Origin of the sequence: Cerasicoccus frondis, assembly GCA_031296915.1 — a bacterium.
Lineage (GTDB): Bacteria > Verrucomicrobiota > Verrucomicrobiia > Opitutales > Cerasicoccaceae > Cerasicoccus > Cerasicoccus frondis.
Map to the genome: position 1 here is coordinate 54647 of JAVDPC010000028.1, position 17734 is coordinate 72380.

At 53.2% G+C, this 17734-nt stretch carries 14 protein-coding genes; 8 read left to right on the forward strand and 6 right to left on the reverse strand.

Going from position 1 to position 17734, the window contains the following annotated elements:
* Window positions 1-5: 5 nt before the first annotated feature.
* The 6 genes from RBB63_RS18315 to RBB63_RS18340 all read right to left on the reverse strand — a co-directional run bounded on the left by RBB63_RS18315 (window position 6) and on the right by RBB63_RS18340 (window position 8063).
* Window positions 6-1607: a di-heme oxidoredictase family protein gene (locus tag RBB63_RS18315; RefSeq protein WP_309386463.1), complete on the reverse strand. Its 1602-nt coding sequence runs from the start codon at window positions 1605-1607 to the stop codon at window positions 6-8.
* A 27-nt stretch (window positions 1608-1634) separates the two neighbouring features.
* Complete coding sequence (locus RBB63_RS18320; protein ID WP_309386464.1) at window positions 1635-2810, reverse strand: imelysin family protein; 1176 nt, start codon at window positions 2808-2810, stop codon at window positions 1635-1637.
* A gap of 56 nt (window positions 2811-2866) precedes the next feature.
* Window positions 2867-3910, reverse strand: a complete 1044-nt coding sequence (locus tag RBB63_RS18325; protein ID WP_309386465.1) for an imelysin family protein — start codon at window positions 3908-3910, stop codon at window positions 2867-2869.
* 230 nt (window positions 3911-4140) lie between these two features.
* On the reverse strand, window positions 4141-5535 hold the full coding sequence (locus RBB63_RS18330) for a sulfatase (RefSeq protein WP_309386466.1): 1395 nt from the start codon (window positions 5533-5535) through the stop codon (window positions 4141-4143).
* On the reverse strand, window positions 5532-7046 hold the full coding sequence (locus RBB63_RS18335; protein ID WP_309386467.1) for a sulfatase family protein: 1515 nt from the start codon (window positions 7044-7046) through the stop codon (window positions 5532-5534). The genes RBB63_RS18330 and RBB63_RS18335 overlap by 4 nt, the downstream gene beginning before the upstream one ends.
* 156 nt (window positions 7047-7202) lie before the next feature.
* A complete protein-coding gene (locus RBB63_RS18340; RefSeq protein ID WP_309386468.1) occupies window positions 7203-8063 on the reverse strand; it encodes a hypothetical protein in 861 nt (286 codons plus the stop codon).
* Window positions 8064-8268: 205 nt separating this feature from the next.
* Between RBB63_RS18340 and RBB63_RS18345 the strand changes: the two genes are divergently transcribed.
* From RBB63_RS18345 to RBB63_RS18380, 8 genes are all read left to right on the forward strand, one after another.
* A complete protein-coding gene (locus tag RBB63_RS18345; protein ID WP_309386469.1) occupies window positions 8269-9330 on the forward strand; it encodes a LacI family DNA-binding transcriptional regulator in 1062 nt (353 codons plus the stop codon).
* 126 nt (window positions 9331-9456) lie between these two features.
* On the forward strand, window positions 9457-10914 hold the full coding sequence (locus RBB63_RS18350) for a sulfatase (protein WP_309386471.1): 1458 nt from the start codon (window positions 9457-9459) through the stop codon (window positions 10912-10914).
* A gap of 21 nt (window positions 10915-10935) precedes the next feature.
* Window positions 10936-13044 (forward strand): heparinase II/III domain-containing protein, encoded by a 2109-nt coding sequence (locus RBB63_RS18355; protein ID WP_309386472.1) that lies wholly within the window; start codon window positions 10936-10938, stop codon window positions 13042-13044.
* A gap of 9 nt (window positions 13045-13053) precedes the next feature.
* Entirely contained in the window at window positions 13054-13746 is a 693-nt protein-coding gene (locus RBB63_RS18360) for a type II secretion system protein (RefSeq protein ID WP_309386473.1), read from the forward strand.
* A 71-nt stretch (window positions 13747-13817) separates the two neighbouring features.
* Window positions 13818-15536, forward strand: a complete 1719-nt coding sequence (locus RBB63_RS18365; RefSeq protein WP_309386474.1) for a sodium:solute symporter family protein — start codon at window positions 13818-13820, stop codon at window positions 15534-15536.
* 39 nt (window positions 15537-15575) lie between these two features.
* The gene (locus tag RBB63_RS18370; protein WP_309386475.1) at window positions 15576-16406 is read left to right on the forward strand and encodes a sialate O-acetylesterase; all 831 of its coding nucleotides are present in this window, start codon (window positions 15576-15578) and stop codon (window positions 16404-16406) included.
* Window positions 16407-16535: 129 nt separating this feature from the next.
* A complete protein-coding gene (locus RBB63_RS18375; protein WP_309386476.1) occupies window positions 16536-16919 on the forward strand; it encodes a hypothetical protein in 384 nt (127 codons plus the stop codon).
* A gap of 132 nt (window positions 16920-17051) precedes the next feature.
* Window positions 17052-17732, forward strand: a complete 681-nt coding sequence (locus RBB63_RS18380) for a type II secretion system protein (RefSeq protein WP_309386477.1) — start codon at window positions 17052-17054, stop codon at window positions 17730-17732.
* Window positions 17733-17734 lie beyond the last annotated feature (2 nt).

The following is a 17734-nucleotide window of genomic DNA, read 5'->3' on the forward strand; positions in this document are numbered from 1 at the left end:
CCCCCCTAAATTGCTTTCAAGAAAGCGATGACAGCCTCGCGGTCTTCCTTGCTGAGATTGCGATAAGCCTCACGCGCAGAGAGCCCCTCGCCGTAGTGCCAAAGTATCGCTTCCTCAAAATTGCGCGCTCGTAAATCGTGCCACATGTCGGTGTGGTCCACTGCAGTTTTCATCAAGCCGCGCGCCCATAACGGCGGCGTGCGAAAATGCTCTTCGATGCCGTGGTTCATGGCTTTGACTCCGTGATTCAGCGCCCAGCGGTCATCCATCAGGGCGTCGTCAATGGGCTCGATTTCCGCAAGCGCAGGCACGGTGTAGGTCTTGCATTTGACGGGTTCGGCTTGGTGGCAAGCGCGGCAATTGGCCTTGCCCATATCGTGCATTAACAGGTCCGTGTATGGCCAAATCTTTTGATTCGCGTAGCCCGGTATGGTATCTGATTTCCCCGTCGTCCAATTCGGCTTATGGCAAGCGATGCAATTCGCCGCATGAAAAATCTGTTTGCCGCGCTGCACTTGTGGGTCGTTGAGATTGCGAGCAGCGGGAACCGCCAGACCGGTAAACCAAACCTTGAGATTTTCCAAATCATCCTCACCGAGCTCCACCGGTTGCTTGGCGGTGAGCTGGCTGATGTCGTGCCCTAGCTCGGCTTGCTTCTCGATCCACTCTTGCGAAGCAAACAGCTTATCGCGATCCGAGCGCGTAATATTTGGAACGTTCCAGATGCCATTGAAACCGGGGCCATTCTGCAAGGTCGCGCGGCGGCTGTGCCAAGTAAATTTGCCCAAGTGCTGCTGGCCATCGAAAGGCTCGGTGACCCACGGCCCATGCTTTCCTTTGACCATACCAGGCGCTGCTTGTTGTCGCTCATACTCGGCAATGATGTCTGCATCAGGAATGGCGTCCAGCAGACCCGTGCCATAAAGACCAATGGTTCCCTCGATGCTGACTTGATAGTCTTCCGGCAGTGGCAACAACGGGTCAATGATGTCGACCTCCGGGTAAATGAGCGTGCCCTCGTAGAGTGTGCCTTCATTGTAAGGCGCGCCATCCGGAAACTTGTTGCCATACTCGTCAACGAAGTCGCGCCATTGAATATCGAGCCCCTTGGCAAGCGGTTCGTAAGGCGGCGTAGCCTTCGTTTGTAGCATGAATAAGTAGCCGTTGATCAGCTTGCCTTTGGAGTCGTGGACAAAGGCCGTATAGCTATTGCCAAACTGCTCCGTGAATTTATCCACGCGGCGCCCACGACCATAGTTCGGATGGCAGTTGCGGCAGGAGTTGTTGATGTAAATTGGCCCCAGCCCGCCAAAGGGCGCGCTTGGATCGACAACAAAGTCAGCTTCAAAAATGGCTTCCCCCTCGGCAAATTGTTCGGCGAGTTTGGGATTCGCGTCAACCGCTGGCGCAGGCATTTCCAAGCATCGTGAAGTCGTGTTAAACACCGTGCCCTGCTTACCGCCAGTATAATACTCTTCTGAAATTCCTGGGGGCGTAGCCGTAATACTAGGATGTGCGCTCATCTCGTAGCTCAAACTAACAACGCCCACCGCCCCGATGCACCAGATCCAGAAAATGTTTTTCAAGCAATGTCCTTGGTCAGTCATGAGGAAGTCTCGTTGGGCAGTTTAGTATTATTGGACATAGGCGGCATATGGTTCGACCGCCGGATCGAGAATGACCCAGGGAATCGCCAAGCTGATGCGCGCGGTGAGTTTTTCCAGCTCGGCCTCAGCAATGCGCACGTCCAAAGCATATTCCGCTTCGCTTTTTGCTTGGGTGGCTTTCAGCGACTCGATGCGATAGGCCGTGTGGGCAAAGGATATTTTGATGAGTCGATCGAGCACTGGTTCATGTGCGGCAACCAGCTCTGAAATGGAATGTGCGCGCGAACCTTCAACACCACCGAGATAGGCGTTTTCCGCGCTTTGAAGTTGATTCAACATGTCGGCATGCGGGTCCAGGCTGTCCCAATATGCCATGGCTTCCAGACTAGTCGCCTCCGGATACTCACCGATCTGTGGCGCGAGGTCTTCAAATACCCCAATGATGTCCTGAAAAACCTCCTGTAGAGAAATCGACGTCGATGCATAACGACTACCTGCCGTGCCCGGATAACGCAGCTCATCGGCATAGGCGACGCGGGCTGCAATACCTGCATTTTCCAAGACAGCGCGTTTACGCACTGAGAGGTTTTCCGTGCCACGCCAAGCTGCCTCGAAATCAAGCGTGTCTTGGAACAACGCTTCAGCAACCGCGCTTAGATACATCAACTCTGCTCGTGAAAAATCACTGACGTCACGCAGCGCCCCATCGCGATATAGCAGATATTGCAACGCATAAAACCCCCGTAACCCAGCAAACTCCTGCTCGCGCAAATAGCGGCCATCCAGTTGACGCTCGCCGCGTTCCACCCTGGTGATCAGCTCCTCGGCGAGAATTTTCTCGAAGGGCCAGGTTGCGATCCGCTTATGAAAATCATACTGCGTGGCGGGACCGAACTGACAAGCTGCAGTCGCATTCCAGGATGCGTGTGCTTGACGCCAGGCCGTTGCGGTTACGTCCAGATTCACCTGCGTAGGCCGAGACGCCAAATTGCCCGCAGCAATGCAGAGCTGCTCTGTGTCGGTGGACAATTGTTCGAGCGATTTCAGAACCGCGTTATCGACATAATCGGCTATGGCGACCTTGGCGTTATGCGCACGGAAGTATTGCTGGACTCTGGGATTTCGGTAGGCCAAGGCAGCAGCCAAAGCTGCAAATAAGGCAGCGGTTAACAAACAGATGAGACTGATGGTTTTAAGTTTCATATCCTCTCATTCAGGGTGTCGCTGGTTCATCGTAAATTGCCCGTAGGAAGAGCTGCTTATGGATTCCCTCCACTGGCGAAAGTGGGCTGCTTACCGGTGTAAACATCGAGCTCGAGTACGAGAGAGCCCTCGATCAGTTGCTTCTGAAGCTTGTTCAGTTGACCATACAAATCCTTCAGCGTTGTAGGATCTTTCTTCAATTGCTGATCAATCGGAGTTGAGCTTTGCTGCAGCTTGGCGAGAGCATTCTGGATTTTGTTCAACTGTTTGCGAATAGCTGTCGCCAACGCGGGATCACATTTTTCCACCAACCCATCCTGCGTCGCGACGAGGTTGAGCAAGCTGTCGCTCCTGTTGCCGAGCAGCGCCAACTGAACACCGTCGATGGCAGCCTGCATACCAACAATTGTCGACTCGCTACGCCACGCAGGCAGATTTTCCGGCGTTGCTGCACCTTTAAAAAAAGCACTGGGCAACCCAATTTGATCCAGTAAAAGATGCTCCGTCACGTTGAGCAGCCTCACATAAATTATGCTGAGCGCATCCGAAGTTGTCAGGAACGGCTCACCATCACCAGCCGCGATAAACTCTGCCGCAAAGCCATCGCTCCACAGTTGCTGAGCTTCGGTTGCACAATGATCGATTTCCGCCGAAATGGCTAAGAGGTGGGCGCATCGACCAGGCGTAGTCGCCGCCGACACATTATCCGGAGCAAAAAGCAAGTACTCCAAAGCCGCAAAACCACGTTGCTCAGCTTGAGTAAGCAAGTGATCCAACCCCTGTGATTCCACAGCTGCATCCAGCACAACATCGTTCACCGCCCAACGATTGATCTTCCGATCCAATATCGCGACTGGTCCAAAGCGAAAGACCGCCGCCCGGTTCCAAGCAAGATAAGCTTGCTTCCATTCCTCGCGCGCTTCACGTAAAGTTGATTCCGTGGGGTTGGCACATAGTCGCACAACGCCCCCATGTAACTGAGACGCGCAATCAGCAGCCTGTGTCAACATTGGCTCAATGGCGTCGGCGGCCAATGTCGCTAAAACACGCGATTCAGTGGTCTGTGCTTGGCTAAAACTACTAATGAAGGCCGCAAGCATGCCAAGAACCATGCAGAAGTAATGCTTATACAATCCCTCGCCCATACATTAGATGAGCTTACAAAGACGAGATCGTGACTCAATTACAGACTCTGCGGCCGGCTATTTTATTAATTCTGGACGAATCTTATTTTAGAATAGCTAATCACCACAGCCACCTCCTCAAACCTGGCTTCAGCGCCAAAGCTCAGGGGAGCCCTTGAGGCAACTGACAAGCTATTATAAGGGCTCTATTGGGCGCGCTTGTAGTCTTCTTCGCGGAGCGCGTTGGGGGCGTCGTGCTTAGGGAGCCACTGGGATAAATCAGCAATAACCGAAGCGAATTGCGGATCTTGCGCCAAGTTCGTCCATTCATTTGCGTCACTGCGATGATCATAGAGCTCTTCACCGCCATCTTGATAACGAATGTAACGCCAATCTTCCGAACGGACCGCGTGGTTGCCCATGAAATTTGTGGTCACAGCCGGGTAAGGCCATTCCAGATTGGGTGATTCCAACAGCGGCGCCAAACTTCGTCCTTCGACCGGTGGCACGTTCTGCAAGTTGCACAACTCCGCCAGCGTAGGATATAGATCCTGTAAGCTTACGGTACGCGTGCTGACCGTGCCTGGTTTCGTCACACCAGGTACGCGAAAGACAAGCAGCACACGGGTGCTTTCTTCCCACAACGTGTATTTGCTGAAGCGCAGTTTTTCGCCGAGATGAAACCCATGATCACTCCATAGCACAACGATAGTGTTATCGGCATAGGGGCTGGTTTGCAAAGCATCCAAAACACGACCAACCTGCTCGTCTGTAAATGAAATGCAAGCACGGTAAGCCTTCAAGATGCGGTCCATGCCGCCATCGAGCGCTTTCACTTTGTTGTAGCCAGGGCCGGAGAACTTTTGGGCAGTCGTAACGCCCGAGGCCGGGAGATCGTCCCAATCCTTTTCGTTTATCTGCGGGTGGACGATCTCGTCATCGGGATACAATTCAAAAAAGCGGGGCGGGCAAAAAAAAGGCAAGTGTGGACGGATAAACCCAACCGCTAAAAAGAACGGCGTCTGCTGCGGCTGGGATAAAAATTCAACGGCAGCCGTCGCGCAATTGTAGTCGCCAAAGGCATTGTCTGGAGCGTCAACCGGCCCCCAATCGTATTGTCCTTTTACCGGGAATTCTGGATCGACCGGCTCCTTGGGCCAAATGCCATGACCAAAGCTTTGGTAGCTGTCCCACGAGGCTTTGTCACCGTTATAACGGTTGTGATAGATTTTACCGAGGCCCGTGGAGCGATAGCCGTTTTGTCGAAAAAGCTGTGGCAGCGTAACGACATCCGGCATGTTTTTTCGCCACGGTTGGTCATTCAAATAAATACCGGTTGTGGACGCGCTAAAGCCCGTTAAGATCGCTGCGCGCGATGGATTGCACGCTGGCGAAGCGCAATAAGCCCGCGTGAAGAGCTCGCCGCTGGCCGCCAGTTTATCCATATTGGGGGTAAGCGCCGCCTCATCGTCTTCCAGCGGTCCCACCCAATCGTTCATATCATCTACCGCCATGAAAAGCACATTGGGCGGGTTCGGCGAAGTCGCACAAACAAAGCAAGCGCCTGTCAGCAGGAGAGATAACCAAGCAAGGCCTTTCATCGCGGATCTTTCTGCGGAGTTTTCGAAGCTGAATTCGCGCCCAACGGCATCGGATAGGTGCGCACGAAATCGCCACTGCCAAATTCCTCGCTCTGCCAAAGGGTATTGGAGGTATCGACTACCTTGTCGTGATGACCAGCGAAAATCATGGGCAGTGCTAGTTGCGTCATGGCTTGCTCGCACTCCAATGCGATGTGAGCACACTCGGGATCATGTATGCGATTCTGCTGCTCGAGTGGATCGTCATCAAGGTTGAAGAGCGTGAACTCTCCAGTGCTATATTTGGCGTATTTCCACGATCCTTTGAGATACATGCTAGCGTTTGACAGCCAACCAAGCACAGAGTCGCGCTCTGGGAGATCGGGACGCCCCTCCCCTAAATATGGCAACATAGGCAGCGGGATGCTTTCGGTGAATTCGGGCAACTCAGCCCCTGCATAAGTAAGCATGGTGGCGGTTACATCCGTTAGCGTCACCAGTTGATCGCACATTTGGCGCACGGGGGCCGATGGATCGCGTACGAGCATCGGAATATGGCAACTGCCCTCGTAGTATGTGCCCTTGCCGGCCATGTCGTGGTCGCCCACATAATCGCCGTGGTCACTGGTGAAAATGATAACGGTGTTGTCCAGTCGCCCAGTTCGTTCGAGCGCCGCGATAATGTCTCCCACCTCGCGGTCAATCTGCTGGATAAGGCCTGCGTAGTGTTGTCGCACTTTACGTTTATGCTCATCGGTCCAATCGCGATGATCGACGCCATTCCACGGGAAGAGATTGCCTTCATGGTTCGCCTTTTTAACTAATGGGCAATCTTCAGGAACGCTTGGCGCCGGATCAGGAATCTTCGCCGGATCGATGTCCGCAATAAATTCTTCGTTCGGATCATAGGGACAATGAGGGCCAGTGAAACCAACCATCATGGCGAAAGGCTTTTCCTTCTCACGCTGATAAATATAGTCGACGGCTTCGGCCCCGACAAAGTGATCCCAAGAATCTTCCCAAGGGTTGCGGCTGATAATCGCGCCTTTGTTTTCCAGGTAGCCTTCGTGATCGAAGCCCGTGTATTTGCGCGAACCTTTACCACAAAGATACTGGTAATAGTCGTCCTGTATGTAAGGCCAGCGCTTGTCCTCGGTGACGGAGCGATGCTGGTAGCCCATGCTTTCATTCCACGGATAAAAGTGCATCTTGCCGACGCCAGCAGTGTGGTAGCCCAATTCATTTAACCGCTCTGGCCAAGTGCGGATGCCTTGCTCTGCGTAGTCCGGCCGAATCCATTGCCCATTCGTAAGCACGCCTGTAGTCAGCCCGTGCATGCTGGTAATCAAGGCCGCGCGTGCGGGCACGCATAATGGATGTTGTGAATAAGCGCGCGTATAGCAGGTGCTTTCGCTGGCCAGTCGGTCGATATTGGGGGTTTGGAGAAAATCAGCTCCGGCATAGCCTAAAAAGTCCCAGCGGAGCTGATCCGCCATCATGAAGACTATGTTTGGTCGATCGTTCGTGTTCATTGAAAATTGGCGTTAAATGGATACAACAGGCCCGCCGTCAACGACCCTGCGTTAACGAAAAGCATCGGCTCGAAATAAAGGGAAACGGGAATGGCGCCACCGAAACAGCTGTTACGGTGACGCCAATTTATTCAAACCCGGACCCCCTGCCCGGGATTAAGAAGAGCGGCGACGTAAAAAGATGCAGAACAACAAAGCGACGGCAGCAGCATAAGCGGCTGATTCAGCAGGTTCTGGAACGGCGGTAAACGTTTCCAGATTATCGATCATGAATTCGGCGCCAGTGGGAGTGGAGAATGAAGTGAAACCAAAGCGGCCTAAGGGCAGATCCGTATCAAAGGCAACCGATGTCCCAAACAAATCGCCATCGATATAGACGTCGAAACTTTTGGAAGCCAGTGAAATAGAGCCACTGCCGTCCAAGGCGTCATAGCTGTAGGAAGAATCTCCGCCGTTGGCCACGATCGACATAGAATGACTGCCAGTCGGGTCAGTCAGATCGATGCCGCCACCAGACCAGCTCACCCGGCCATTATAATGCAGATTAATAGTGACTGCACGGTTGGTGTCACTGCCGGTCGCCGAGTTGTTTGGGTTATTGATGGAGACATTGCCAAACCCAGCTGAGTTCAAAGAATCAACAGCGACGAAACTGAAATCGAAATCGACGCGCGCGACTTCGTAAGTCTCATCGGTGGCGCTAAAGTTAATGCCATTGCGAGAGACACCGCTATCGCCATCGAAATAATAGAGCGCATTGCCCGTGCCTGCACTATTGGCGGGAAGAGTGACACCAGTGCCAGTGACGCCGCCAGTTTCGTCAGTGACGAGTTGGTTGCTCGTTGTTTTGGAAGCGCCGTTGCTGTTTTGCCAAGTGATGCCCTGAGTGTTCGTTCCTGGCTGATCGCCAAAATCGTATTCATCGAAGTTATCGGACACCAAGGGCGCCCATTGGGCTTGGCAGAGGGTTGCCAGTGATAGCGTGGAGAGGCTGAGGTACAATGCTTTGTTATTCATAACGAGTCTTATAGGTGTTGATTTGAGGGGTTGGGTTTGAATGCGTATCGTTCGATACAGATATGAGCATGGCGCGAATGGCAGGTATGTCCATGCGCTTGGGAATGCATACATATGGATTGCGATTGATTCACTTGTGTTTTTCTTCAAATATCTGCGATGAAACAGGAGGCATCCTGACAACTACCTCACTTACTTTCTTAAAATGCAGCCCCACGTTACCCAAAAAGACATCGCCGAAGCCACCGGACTGAACCAATCAACCATTAGCCTAGCTTTACGTGGCGATCCCCGCGTAAACGAAGAAACGCGGGAGAAGATATTAAAAATATCGCGCGACCTCGGCTATCGTAAAGATCCCATGCTGACAGCCTTGGCGTCTTACCGCGACAACATGCGGCAAACAAATTACCGCGGCACACTGGCTTGGTTGTGCGACCCAGTAGTTTACAATTTAGACTATTATGAAGATTCGGTTTGGAATCTCTACAGAGAAGGCGCCCTAGAACAGGCCACACAGCATGGCTACAACCTGGAAGTTTTCGAAGTCGATACCGACTCAATCACACAGCAACGGCTATCCAACATTCTTTACCATCGCGGGATCGAGGGTGTTGTCCTGCCGCCGCTGTTACACGCTGGGCCAGCGCTAAAGCTCGACTGGGAGCGATTTGCGGTCGTCACTTTTGGTTGGTCGGTTACGGAACCGCGATTTCATTCCGTGAGTCCCAATCATTATCAGAACAGCATTGAGATCGTCAACAATCTGCATACGCTCGGCTACCGTCGCATCGCAGTGGTTCTAATGGTGAGCGAGAAAGAATCAACCAAGCTGAACTTTCGCCTATCGGGCCATGGCGTTGAGATGAAAACGGTGAGTTCTGGCCTCCAAAAGCAAATTCCCACACTGTACCTGGAAGCGCAGAATGAGAAATCTATGCGCGCATTGCATACCTGGTATCGCAAACATCAGCCGGACGCACTGGCCATAATGAAAGAAGGCGCTAACTTCATACTGGATAGCCTGAAGGAGATCGACGTGCAGGCGCCCCGTGATGTCGGCGTAGCCACATTCTTTTACCAAAGGCAGATGAAGGATCTCGCGGGCATCAATGAAAATTCACGCGACATCGGAAAGGCGGCGGTTGACATCCTCGTAGGCACCATCCGGCGCAGAGAATTTGGCGTCCCAAACATAAGACGCATGCTGCAGATCGAAGGCGTTTGGCAACCAGCCAAGTCTGTGCGTGAGCAAAGCATTGCTTAATTTCTGTCATAAATACCGAAATTCCATAAGTATGGAATCCCAGCTTGGTTGAGCTTTCTCCGGCGAATGTATTAACTCGTCTATAGATTCGAGTTACTTCCCCAGCATCTCTGAAACACTATACCCATGTTGCCCAGAAAACTTTCACTCATTGCATTCATCGCATGCCTTACCGCACCAACGCTGTTCGGTAAAAATGTGATCTTTGTTTTAGTCGACGATCTCAGCCCACGTTTGGGCTGCTACGGAGGCCAGGTCGTTTCGCCAAACCTGGATAAACTCGCTGAGGAGAGCTGCCTGTTTCAACACGCCTATGCCCAGGCCACGATTTGCACCCCATCCAGAGCAAGCATCATGACGGGGATGCGCCCCGATGAAGTCGGTTCTCGTGACAACAATTACCGCAAGTCACGGTTTCGGAATTTCCATCCCGATGTGAAAACCTTGCCGCAATACCTACAGGACTTCGGCTACACTTCGATTGGTCTGGGGAAAACCTACGGACCCAGCGATAAGGCCTCATGGTCGCGCGATGACCTCGGCGAAGCTGGCGCAGTGGATCAATACGCCTTGCCAGAAAACAAGGCCATCCTCGAAGCAAATATGAAGGACCCCAGCAAGCGGGGTTGGGTTAATCGTGGCCCGATCACGGAAGCCGCAAACGTGCCAGACAACGCCTACCCTGATGGTCGCGTGACTGAGCGCGCCGTCGAAATTCTACACGAACTCAAGGACCAGCCATTCTTCTTGTATGTCGGCTACCAGCGTCCGCATCGTCCGTTTACGGCGCCGCAAAAGTATTTTGATCTCTATGCTGGCGACACGCTTTCATTTCCTGAACCGTCAGGATATCCGAAGGGTGCGCCGAAACTTGCGCTGAAAAGCCATCGCACCGCTGCGCTCCAACCCGGAGATAAAAACTACGAACGCGATTATGGGCAGATGATCGGTCACTATGCCGCGGCGTCTTACACCGATGCGCTCTTCGGGCAATTGATGGCTACGCTGGATGAGCTTAACCTCAAAGAAGAGACGCTGGTCATCTTCGCTGCAGATCACGGCTTCCACATCGGCGAAAACGGTCAGTGGGATAAATCAACGCTCTTTGAAACCGCCTGCGCTGTGCCGCTGATCATCCATGTGCCGGGAGATAAAAAGCAACCACTGGTAATCAAACAACCAGTCGAGCTACTAGACATCTATCCAACCGTGCTCGACTTCCTCGGATTGAAATACCCACCTCAACTCGCGGGCAAAAGCCTGCTGCCACTCATGGAAGGCAAGCAGACCGAAACAGCGGGTGAAGCCTATACCGAAGTCTTGCGCAGCGCCGGTGGAAAGAACGCCGCCATGAACTGGGACGGCAGCATCGAAGGCCGAAGTCTGCGCATGGGCGACTACCGTATGACGCGTTGGTGGGACGCCCACACGGGTGAAGTATTGGGCTTGGAACTTTATGATTTCTCCTTGCCCGAGCCCGAAAATCAGAACCTCGCAAATGATCCAGACTACACCAATGTTCAACATAATTTATTATCAAAAATCAATGAGCATTGGCCTCTACCTGCTACGTCAGAACTCTAGCAAATTGACTCCGTTACCCTTATGCCTTTCTTAAAACCAGTTTTTGCATTAGCCATTACTGCTCTGCTCTGCCAAGGCTGCAATGAACAAACCTCTACGCAGCAAACCACGCAGAAGGAGACGCCACAGAAGACGACGATCGCACAAGAACAAGCAGCCGTTGCTTTGACGATTGAGCAAATGGAAATGCCGGAGGCCTTACCAGCACTGGGTGATGAAACTCCATCAAAACCAACCAGCTCAACGCAAAAGTTCCCACCAGCGCCAGTTCCCAGCAAACAGGAGATCGAACGCATTGCCGCCCTGGTGACGCCGCAGCCCGTTGGCGTCGGCGCGCCAGCAAGTGACCGCTCGGTATGGGATGCATTTGCCGCCCAACCCGAAGCCCGCGAGTTGATAGCCAAAGCGAATGCTGCGCTCCAATCCCAGACGCCTGAGCTCACACAGGAGCTTTGGGAGCTTTTCGATAAGACGGGAGACCGTCGCAAATATCAGGATGCTTCATCCGCTCGTTATAACCGACTGGTCGACATGGCGCTCGGGGAAGCTTTGGAATACAAAGGTCGCTTTCTACCGGAGATTGAAAACTCGATTCGCACTATCTTGGATCAAGGCGCCTGGAGCGTACCCGCCCATGGCAAGGATCTCAGCGTTTTTCACGGTGAACGCAGAGTTGTCGATCTAGCATCTTCGCAATTAGCATGGGCATTGGCGACAGTTGACTATTGGCTGGCCGATGAATTACCCGCTGAGCTGCGCGCCGAAATCAAAGCGCAAGTGCAGGAGCGTGTGCTCAGCCCATACCTGCAAGCGGTTCGCGAAAGAAAACCGATCTGGTGGATGAGTAAGCCCAACAACTGGACTGCGGTATGCTGCGGCGCCGTGACTGGAGCTGCATTGACGCTGGAAAACGACCCCATAGTACGCGCGGAATTCATCGCGGATGCGGAAGTGTTCATGGGCCGCTACATTGAAAGTTTTTCAAGCGATGGAATCAGCGAAGAAGGCGTCGGCTACTGGGCATATGGATTTTCCCACTTCCTCTACGCCAGTGAATCCATCCGCCGCACCACACAAGGCGCCATCGATTTGCTCGCCAATGAGAAAGTCATGAGCGTGAGCCAGTCGCCACGCACATTGGAAATTGAAAACGGCGTATATGGCGCCTTCGGCGATCAGTCGGTGAATGGAAAGCCAGACTGGCGCTTGGTCGAATTTGCAGCAATGCGTTACGGTATGCCCGGGGTGGATGCCGGACAGTTTGGACGCATCAATACAGGCGCTCGCCATCCGCTGGGCCCCCTCCCCTACTCCTTGATTCTCCGAAGCTTTGGTGAGGACGCCCCACCTGTCAGTGGCATGGATATCGATGCAGATACTGCCGGTGATTTCGCACTGCGTAGTTGGTTTCCGGCAAGTGAGCTTTTTATATGCCGTCCGGGTAAAGTAAATGGGCCTGCAATGAGCGTTGCGATTCGCAGCGGCAACAATGGCGAATCACATAACCACAATGACATCGGCAGCTACGTGGTCACCTATCAAGGAAAGCCGGTGCTCGTCGATCCAGGCATGGAACGCTACACTGCCTCATCATTCAGCCCTCACCGTTACGATGTTAGTTTGAATAATTCCTTTGGACACGCGGTGCCGCTCGTAGCCAATCGCATGCAAAAGAGTGGAGCGGAAGCCAAGGGAGAGATTGCCGACACGTTTAATGCGGAGCAAGAAGATCGCATCCAGTTGGACATGACGGAAGCTTACCGCGCGCCTGACTTGGAGAAACTCACACGCACTTTGACTTATGAACGTCCCGGTAAAGCCCAAGCGGGTTCGATCTCAATTGCCGATGCTGTTTCGTTTACAAACCCACAGGCATTTTCCACGGCCATCGTCACCCGAGGCAGCTATGAACTACTGGACTCCGGCGTCATTCGCGTGACCGAGAAAGGCGCGAGTTTATACGTATCCATCGAAACCGAAGGAAAAGCCTATACCCTGGCCGAAAGCCCGGTAACCGGGTTCTCCAACCCAGATAAAGCGCTGGCGAAACGCCTGGGCATTTACCTAACCGAACCTGTTGGCGAAGCAACGATCACCATCAACATCTCCCCAGAACAACCTCAAGCGTAAGTTACCGTTATGAATACCCCCAAGCATTCCAATACTCCTGATCGTCTCCACGATCTGACTCAATCGAGATGTGGATTTACACTCATCGAGCTCCTGGCGGTTGTCGCCATCATTGGCATCTTGGGAAGCATTATCTACGCTGTTGGAAATCGCGCCTACATCAGCTCACAGAAAGCAGTATCCATGTCAGGACTGAGAGATGTTGGCATGGCTATGGCAATGTACACTCAGGAAAACGACGGCTACTTGCCAGGGCCATTGTATGGAGGGCAGTCCGCGCGCTATGCCCAGGATGATCGCATGCTGGGCTATCACTTATGGTCCTACTTGGAGCTGCCTGAGCCCTCGAATAGCCGACAGCCATTTCCCCCTTTAACCTGCCCCTTGTTCGATGACTTAACCGATGATGCCGCCCCCGCATACTTCATGCAGCAGACCGTAGCGATGCCAGCAGGCAATCGAAACCCTTGGGGCTATCGTCGTGCTGACCAAACCGAAGACGAGGGATCGAAGCCACAGTTAATCAACCTGATCCAAATGGCGAATAATGAAAATACCTGGGCCATGCGCGCCGCAGACGCAGGCTCGAATAATTCCCCTCAAGCGGGTTGGGCTGACAAGCTTTTGCCCGAGCCGCTGTATAGCGGCGAGCGCCTGCACCTCTACTACGACTGGCACGTAGAATTCGTGCCAGTAGATTAATCCTCAAAGAAATCCTGATTCCACGGGCGCATGGCAAATGCGTCTGCCGGGCATCGCTGTCTCATCTAATCATGACTCTCGAATACTGTACGCTTGGCGTGTATCTAATCATCCTGATGGTGGTCGGTTCGCTCTTTTCCAAGATGAACAAGAACCTCAGCGACTTTGCGCGCGGCGGCGCTCAAGGAACCTGGTGGATGGTGGGAACGAGTATGTTCATGGGTGGCATCAGCGCCTTCACATTTACCGGCAATGCCTCAGCAGCCTACACGGCCGGACCAACTTTTCTGGTCATCTATTTGGCCAACTGCGTCGGCCTGGCCTTGTGCATTTTTCTAGGCCCCTGGTTTCGGCAGACACGCGCAACGACTTGGGCCGATGTTTTACGCGAACGCTTTCACGTTAGCGTGGAGCAGTTCAGCGTCTGCTTTTCGCTGATCATTCAGCCAATCAGTTCCGCAACACAGCTCTATGCCCTGTCGATATTCATTTCGGCGATCATGGGGTTGCCGACTCCCTGGGTGATCGTGGTGCTCGGTTTCATCGTAGTCTTTTATTCCACAACCGGAGGACGCTGGGCTGTTATGGCAACTGACTTCGTGCAAGGCTTGGTTCTGTTCGCGCTGACGGTGCTGATGTTTTTCCTCGCCATGCAAAAGATCGGCGGCATCGAAGCATTCTTCTCTTACTTTCAGGATCCCCGCTTCGCCGAGGACTTTAAATTCGTCAAAGACCCTGGGCAATTTCCGGACGATAAGTTTACCTGGAAATGGATTTTCGTGGTCTTTATTTTGCAGCTTCAAGGCTACATCAACCTGGGAACTGCGGGCAAGTTCCTGTCAGTTAAAGATAGCCGCCATGCGCGCTGGGCAGCTGCCTGGGCCTGCGGACTAATGGCGATTGGCACCATCATTTGGTTTGTGCCGCCAATGGTGGCGCGCTTCCTTTTTGAGTCCGAAGTCATGGCCATGAATATGAAAGAGCCAGCGACTGCCAGCTACGCGGTTATTTCGGCGCAGTTGTTGCCCAACGGATTACTCGGGCTGATGCTGGCCGCGATGCTGGCCGCGACCATGAGCAGCATGGACACCGGGCTCAACGGCACGACGGGCGTCATCGTCAATAACATCATCCCGCGCATTCGCGGACGCCAAGGAAAGCCGGATTTGAGCGATCGCGTCAACCTGCTGCTCTGCCGCACCTTCACCGTCTTGCTCGGCATCTACATCATCATGGTCAGCTTACTGTTGGCCTTTCAAAAAGAGCTGGCTCTGTTTGACGCCTATCTGATGATCGCTGCAGTAGTCGGCCTACCGCTGAGCATGCCTATCTTCTTGGGCTTGTGGATTAAGCGACTCCATTGGCGGTCCTACTTCATCATCATCGGCGCATCGCTGCTGCCCTCGCTTTACTTTGTGGTGCGCAGCTCGCTGTGGGATGAAAACTGGCCCATTCAAGACCGACTAGTGTGGATCTACGGCTTCAGCCTCATCGGCGTGCTCTTCTCGCTACCACTCTGGAAAGGCGCCACCGAGGCCTATAAAGCGCAGGTCGCTAAGTTCTACGAGAAGATGCACAAGCCAGTGGATTTCGCGACCGAAATCGGGGAATCTCGCGACAATGCCCAATACAAAATCCTAGGTTGGACGGCCTTAACCATTGGCTGCATGATCCTGCTCTACTTGTTCGTCCCCAATACGTTTGCGGCGCGCATACAGATACTCGCCTTAGCTACGTTGATCATCACCATTGGAGCTGGCTTAATTAGAGTTGGCAGACGTTTCAGATAGCTGCAAAGTTCGTCGCTTCAAACTCGAGCCACACGAAGAATGCAGCACGTTTCGAAATCGATCATTAAACTGTTCACGCTAGTCGTAAGTCTATCCTTGGTGGGCGCAGCGTACTCACACGCAGGAGACGAATTCGCAAAACTGCCGGACAAGGAGCATTTCCACCTCTATCTGTTAGCTGGCCAATCGAACATGGCGGGACGTGGCTTCGTCGACGAAGAAGCAAACATCCCTCACCCGCGCGTGCTCATGCTGGACCAGGAAGGCAATTGGCTTCCTGCGGTAGACCCAGTGCATTACGATAAGAAATCGGCCGGTGTCGGCCCGGGCAGAACGTTTGCCGATGTTCTCGCGGCGGAAGATGAGTCCATCGTCATCGGACTGATCCCAACTGCCTGCGGTGGCTCCTCGATCACGAAATGGGTTCCCGGAGGATACCACGATCAGACAAAAAGTTATCCATACGACGATGCCATTGCCCGAACGCATACGGCAATGGAACAAGGGGTATTGAAAGGCGTCCTCTGGCATCAAGGCGAGTCGGACAGCAAGGAACCGAACGCAAGCGAGTATCAGCAAAGGCTGACGGAACTTCTGGAGCGTTTTCGAACTGAATTTAATGAACCCAATTTGCTCATCGTCATCGGCCAACTTGGGCAATTCCCCGAACGGCACTGGAACCAGAGCCGGATCAAAGTCGATCAAGCCCAGCGCACTGTGGCCGATACATTGCCCAACGTGGTGTTTGTGCCCAGCGACGGCCTGACGAGTAATCCAGACCTAATTCACTTCAATGCTGAATCCCAACGAGAATTCGGACGACGCTACGCCGAAGCCTATCTAGCGCTGAAACAGCAGAGCTCTGATTGAATTCCCTGACACATCCTACCACCTTCAAACTGGCTCCCCTGCTTATTGCATTAAAGATTGTGGCTGTTTAGATAAGCTTAACTGTGAAATGGATTGACCTGCGAGCGCATCATAAGTGTGTTCAAAGCTGTGCAGAAATTCCGCCTGGTAATTGTCATTCTGGGATTGGTGGCCGTGTTCGCCGCCAACGGATTGCACTTGCCTATTATCCAAGGCGCAGCCTGGGTGAAAATGTATCAGGGCTACAGCGAGGTAATGCCCTCCTACCAGGCCTTGGAGTACACCATGAAGAGTGAGAACATGTGCGGCGTTTGCTCATGGGTGCAGGATCACAATCCCGCCAGCGAGAAGGACGACCTCAATTCGTCTGACACGGCACAAACACAACCGCTCATCTGGCTGTTCATGGCGACGATACAAATCATCGCGCCCGAACAGCGAACTTATTTCCATTTGTTTGACGGAGTAACGGCGGACCAACTGCCTGCCTCCGCCCCAATCCTACCCCCATAAGTCCGAGCACTGCGACTATACTGTGTCCGCGCGTACGCTGTGTTCTGGCGTCCGTGCGGTTTCTGCTGAAGGCGCATTCGCTGCGCTTTAGCGCTGTGCCTGTAACGAGCATTGCTCACGACTTATTTGGAAATGGATATCCACAAGCGGGGTTTCACCCTCGTAGAATTACTCACGACGATTGCGATCATCGCGATTCTAGGCGCAATCCTGATCAGCGCCGTTGGCGAGGTGCGTGAGCGCGCCAAAGCAACGGAGTGCATGACCAATCTCCGCAGCATAGGCCAGGGAGCTCATTTGTATGCGGTGGACCACAACAGTGCACTGCCGACGAATGAACATTCCGGCGGACTAGCTGCTTCCTGGATGTGGCAGTTACTCGACTACATAAACCCTGAGATACCGAACAACCAGCGCACCCGCGCCTTCAGCCACTATTTTCGTTCCCCCTTGGACGAAAATGAGGAGCGGCTCTGGAGCTACGCCTTAAATGATTTCCTCGCGCCCAGCAGCGAAGCCAACGGAGCTTACTCCGTGGCCACCCGACTGTCACAGGTTGAGCGACCCGAATCCACGCTGATGGCGACGGTATGCACCGTAGACTATTCCGACTCAGACCATTTCCATTTCACATCGATCAGCGATGGCGCCAGCAGCGCATTCTCGCAACAAGTCGCGACCCAACTACACAACGGCGAAGGGCATTACCTGTTTGCCGACGGCCACGTGGATTCACTTGCGTGGGATGAAGTCGCCCAACGCCTCGAACCGCTACATCCCTTTGTCGCGCCCAGACCAGCAAACAACCTTTAAAT

What these genes read in the sequence shown, in the direction of transcription:
- RBB63_RS18315 (WP_309386463.1), bottom strand. Translation starts at nt 1,607, where the DNA reads ATGACTGACCAAGGACATTGCTTGAAAAACATTTTCTGGATCTGGTGC.
- RBB63_RS18320 (WP_309386464.1), bottom strand. Translation starts at nt 2,810, where the DNA reads ATGAAACTTAAAACCATCAGTCTCATCTGTTTGTTAACCGCTGCCTTA.
- RBB63_RS18325 (WP_309386465.1), bottom strand. Translation starts at nt 3,910, where the DNA reads ATGCTTGCGGCCTTCATTAGTAGTTTTAGCCAAGCACAGACCACTGAA.
- RBB63_RS18330 (WP_309386466.1), bottom strand. Translation starts at nt 5,535, where the DNA reads ATGAAAGGCCTTGCTTGGTTATCTCTCCTGCTGACAGGCGCTTGCTTT.
- RBB63_RS18335 (WP_309386467.1), bottom strand. Translation starts at nt 7,046, where the DNA reads ATGAACACGAACGATCGACCAAACATAGTCTTCATGATGGCGGATCAG.
- RBB63_RS18340 (WP_309386468.1), bottom strand. Translation starts at nt 8,063, where the DNA reads ATGAATAACAAAGCATTGTACCTCAGCCTCTCCACGCTATCACTGGCA.
- RBB63_RS18345 (WP_309386469.1), top strand. Translation starts at nt 8,269, where the DNA reads ATGCAGCCCCACGTTACCCAAAAAGACATCGCCGAAGCCACCGGACTG.
- RBB63_RS18350 (WP_309386471.1), top strand. Translation starts at nt 9,457, where the DNA reads ATGTTGCCCAGAAAACTTTCACTCATTGCATTCATCGCATGCCTTACC.
- RBB63_RS18355 (WP_309386472.1), top strand. Translation starts at nt 10,936, where the DNA reads ATGCCTTTCTTAAAACCAGTTTTTGCATTAGCCATTACTGCTCTGCTC.
- RBB63_RS18360 (WP_309386473.1), top strand. Translation starts at nt 13,054, where the DNA reads ATGAATACCCCCAAGCATTCCAATACTCCTGATCGTCTCCACGATCTG.
- RBB63_RS18365 (WP_309386474.1), top strand. Translation starts at nt 13,818, where the DNA reads ATGACTCTCGAATACTGTACGCTTGGCGTGTATCTAATCATCCTGATG.
- RBB63_RS18370 (WP_309386475.1), top strand. Translation starts at nt 15,576, where the DNA reads ATGCAGCACGTTTCGAAATCGATCATTAAACTGTTCACGCTAGTCGTA.
- RBB63_RS18380 (WP_309386477.1), top strand. Translation starts at nt 17,052, where the DNA reads ATGGATATCCACAAGCGGGGTTTCACCCTCGTAGAATTACTCACGACG.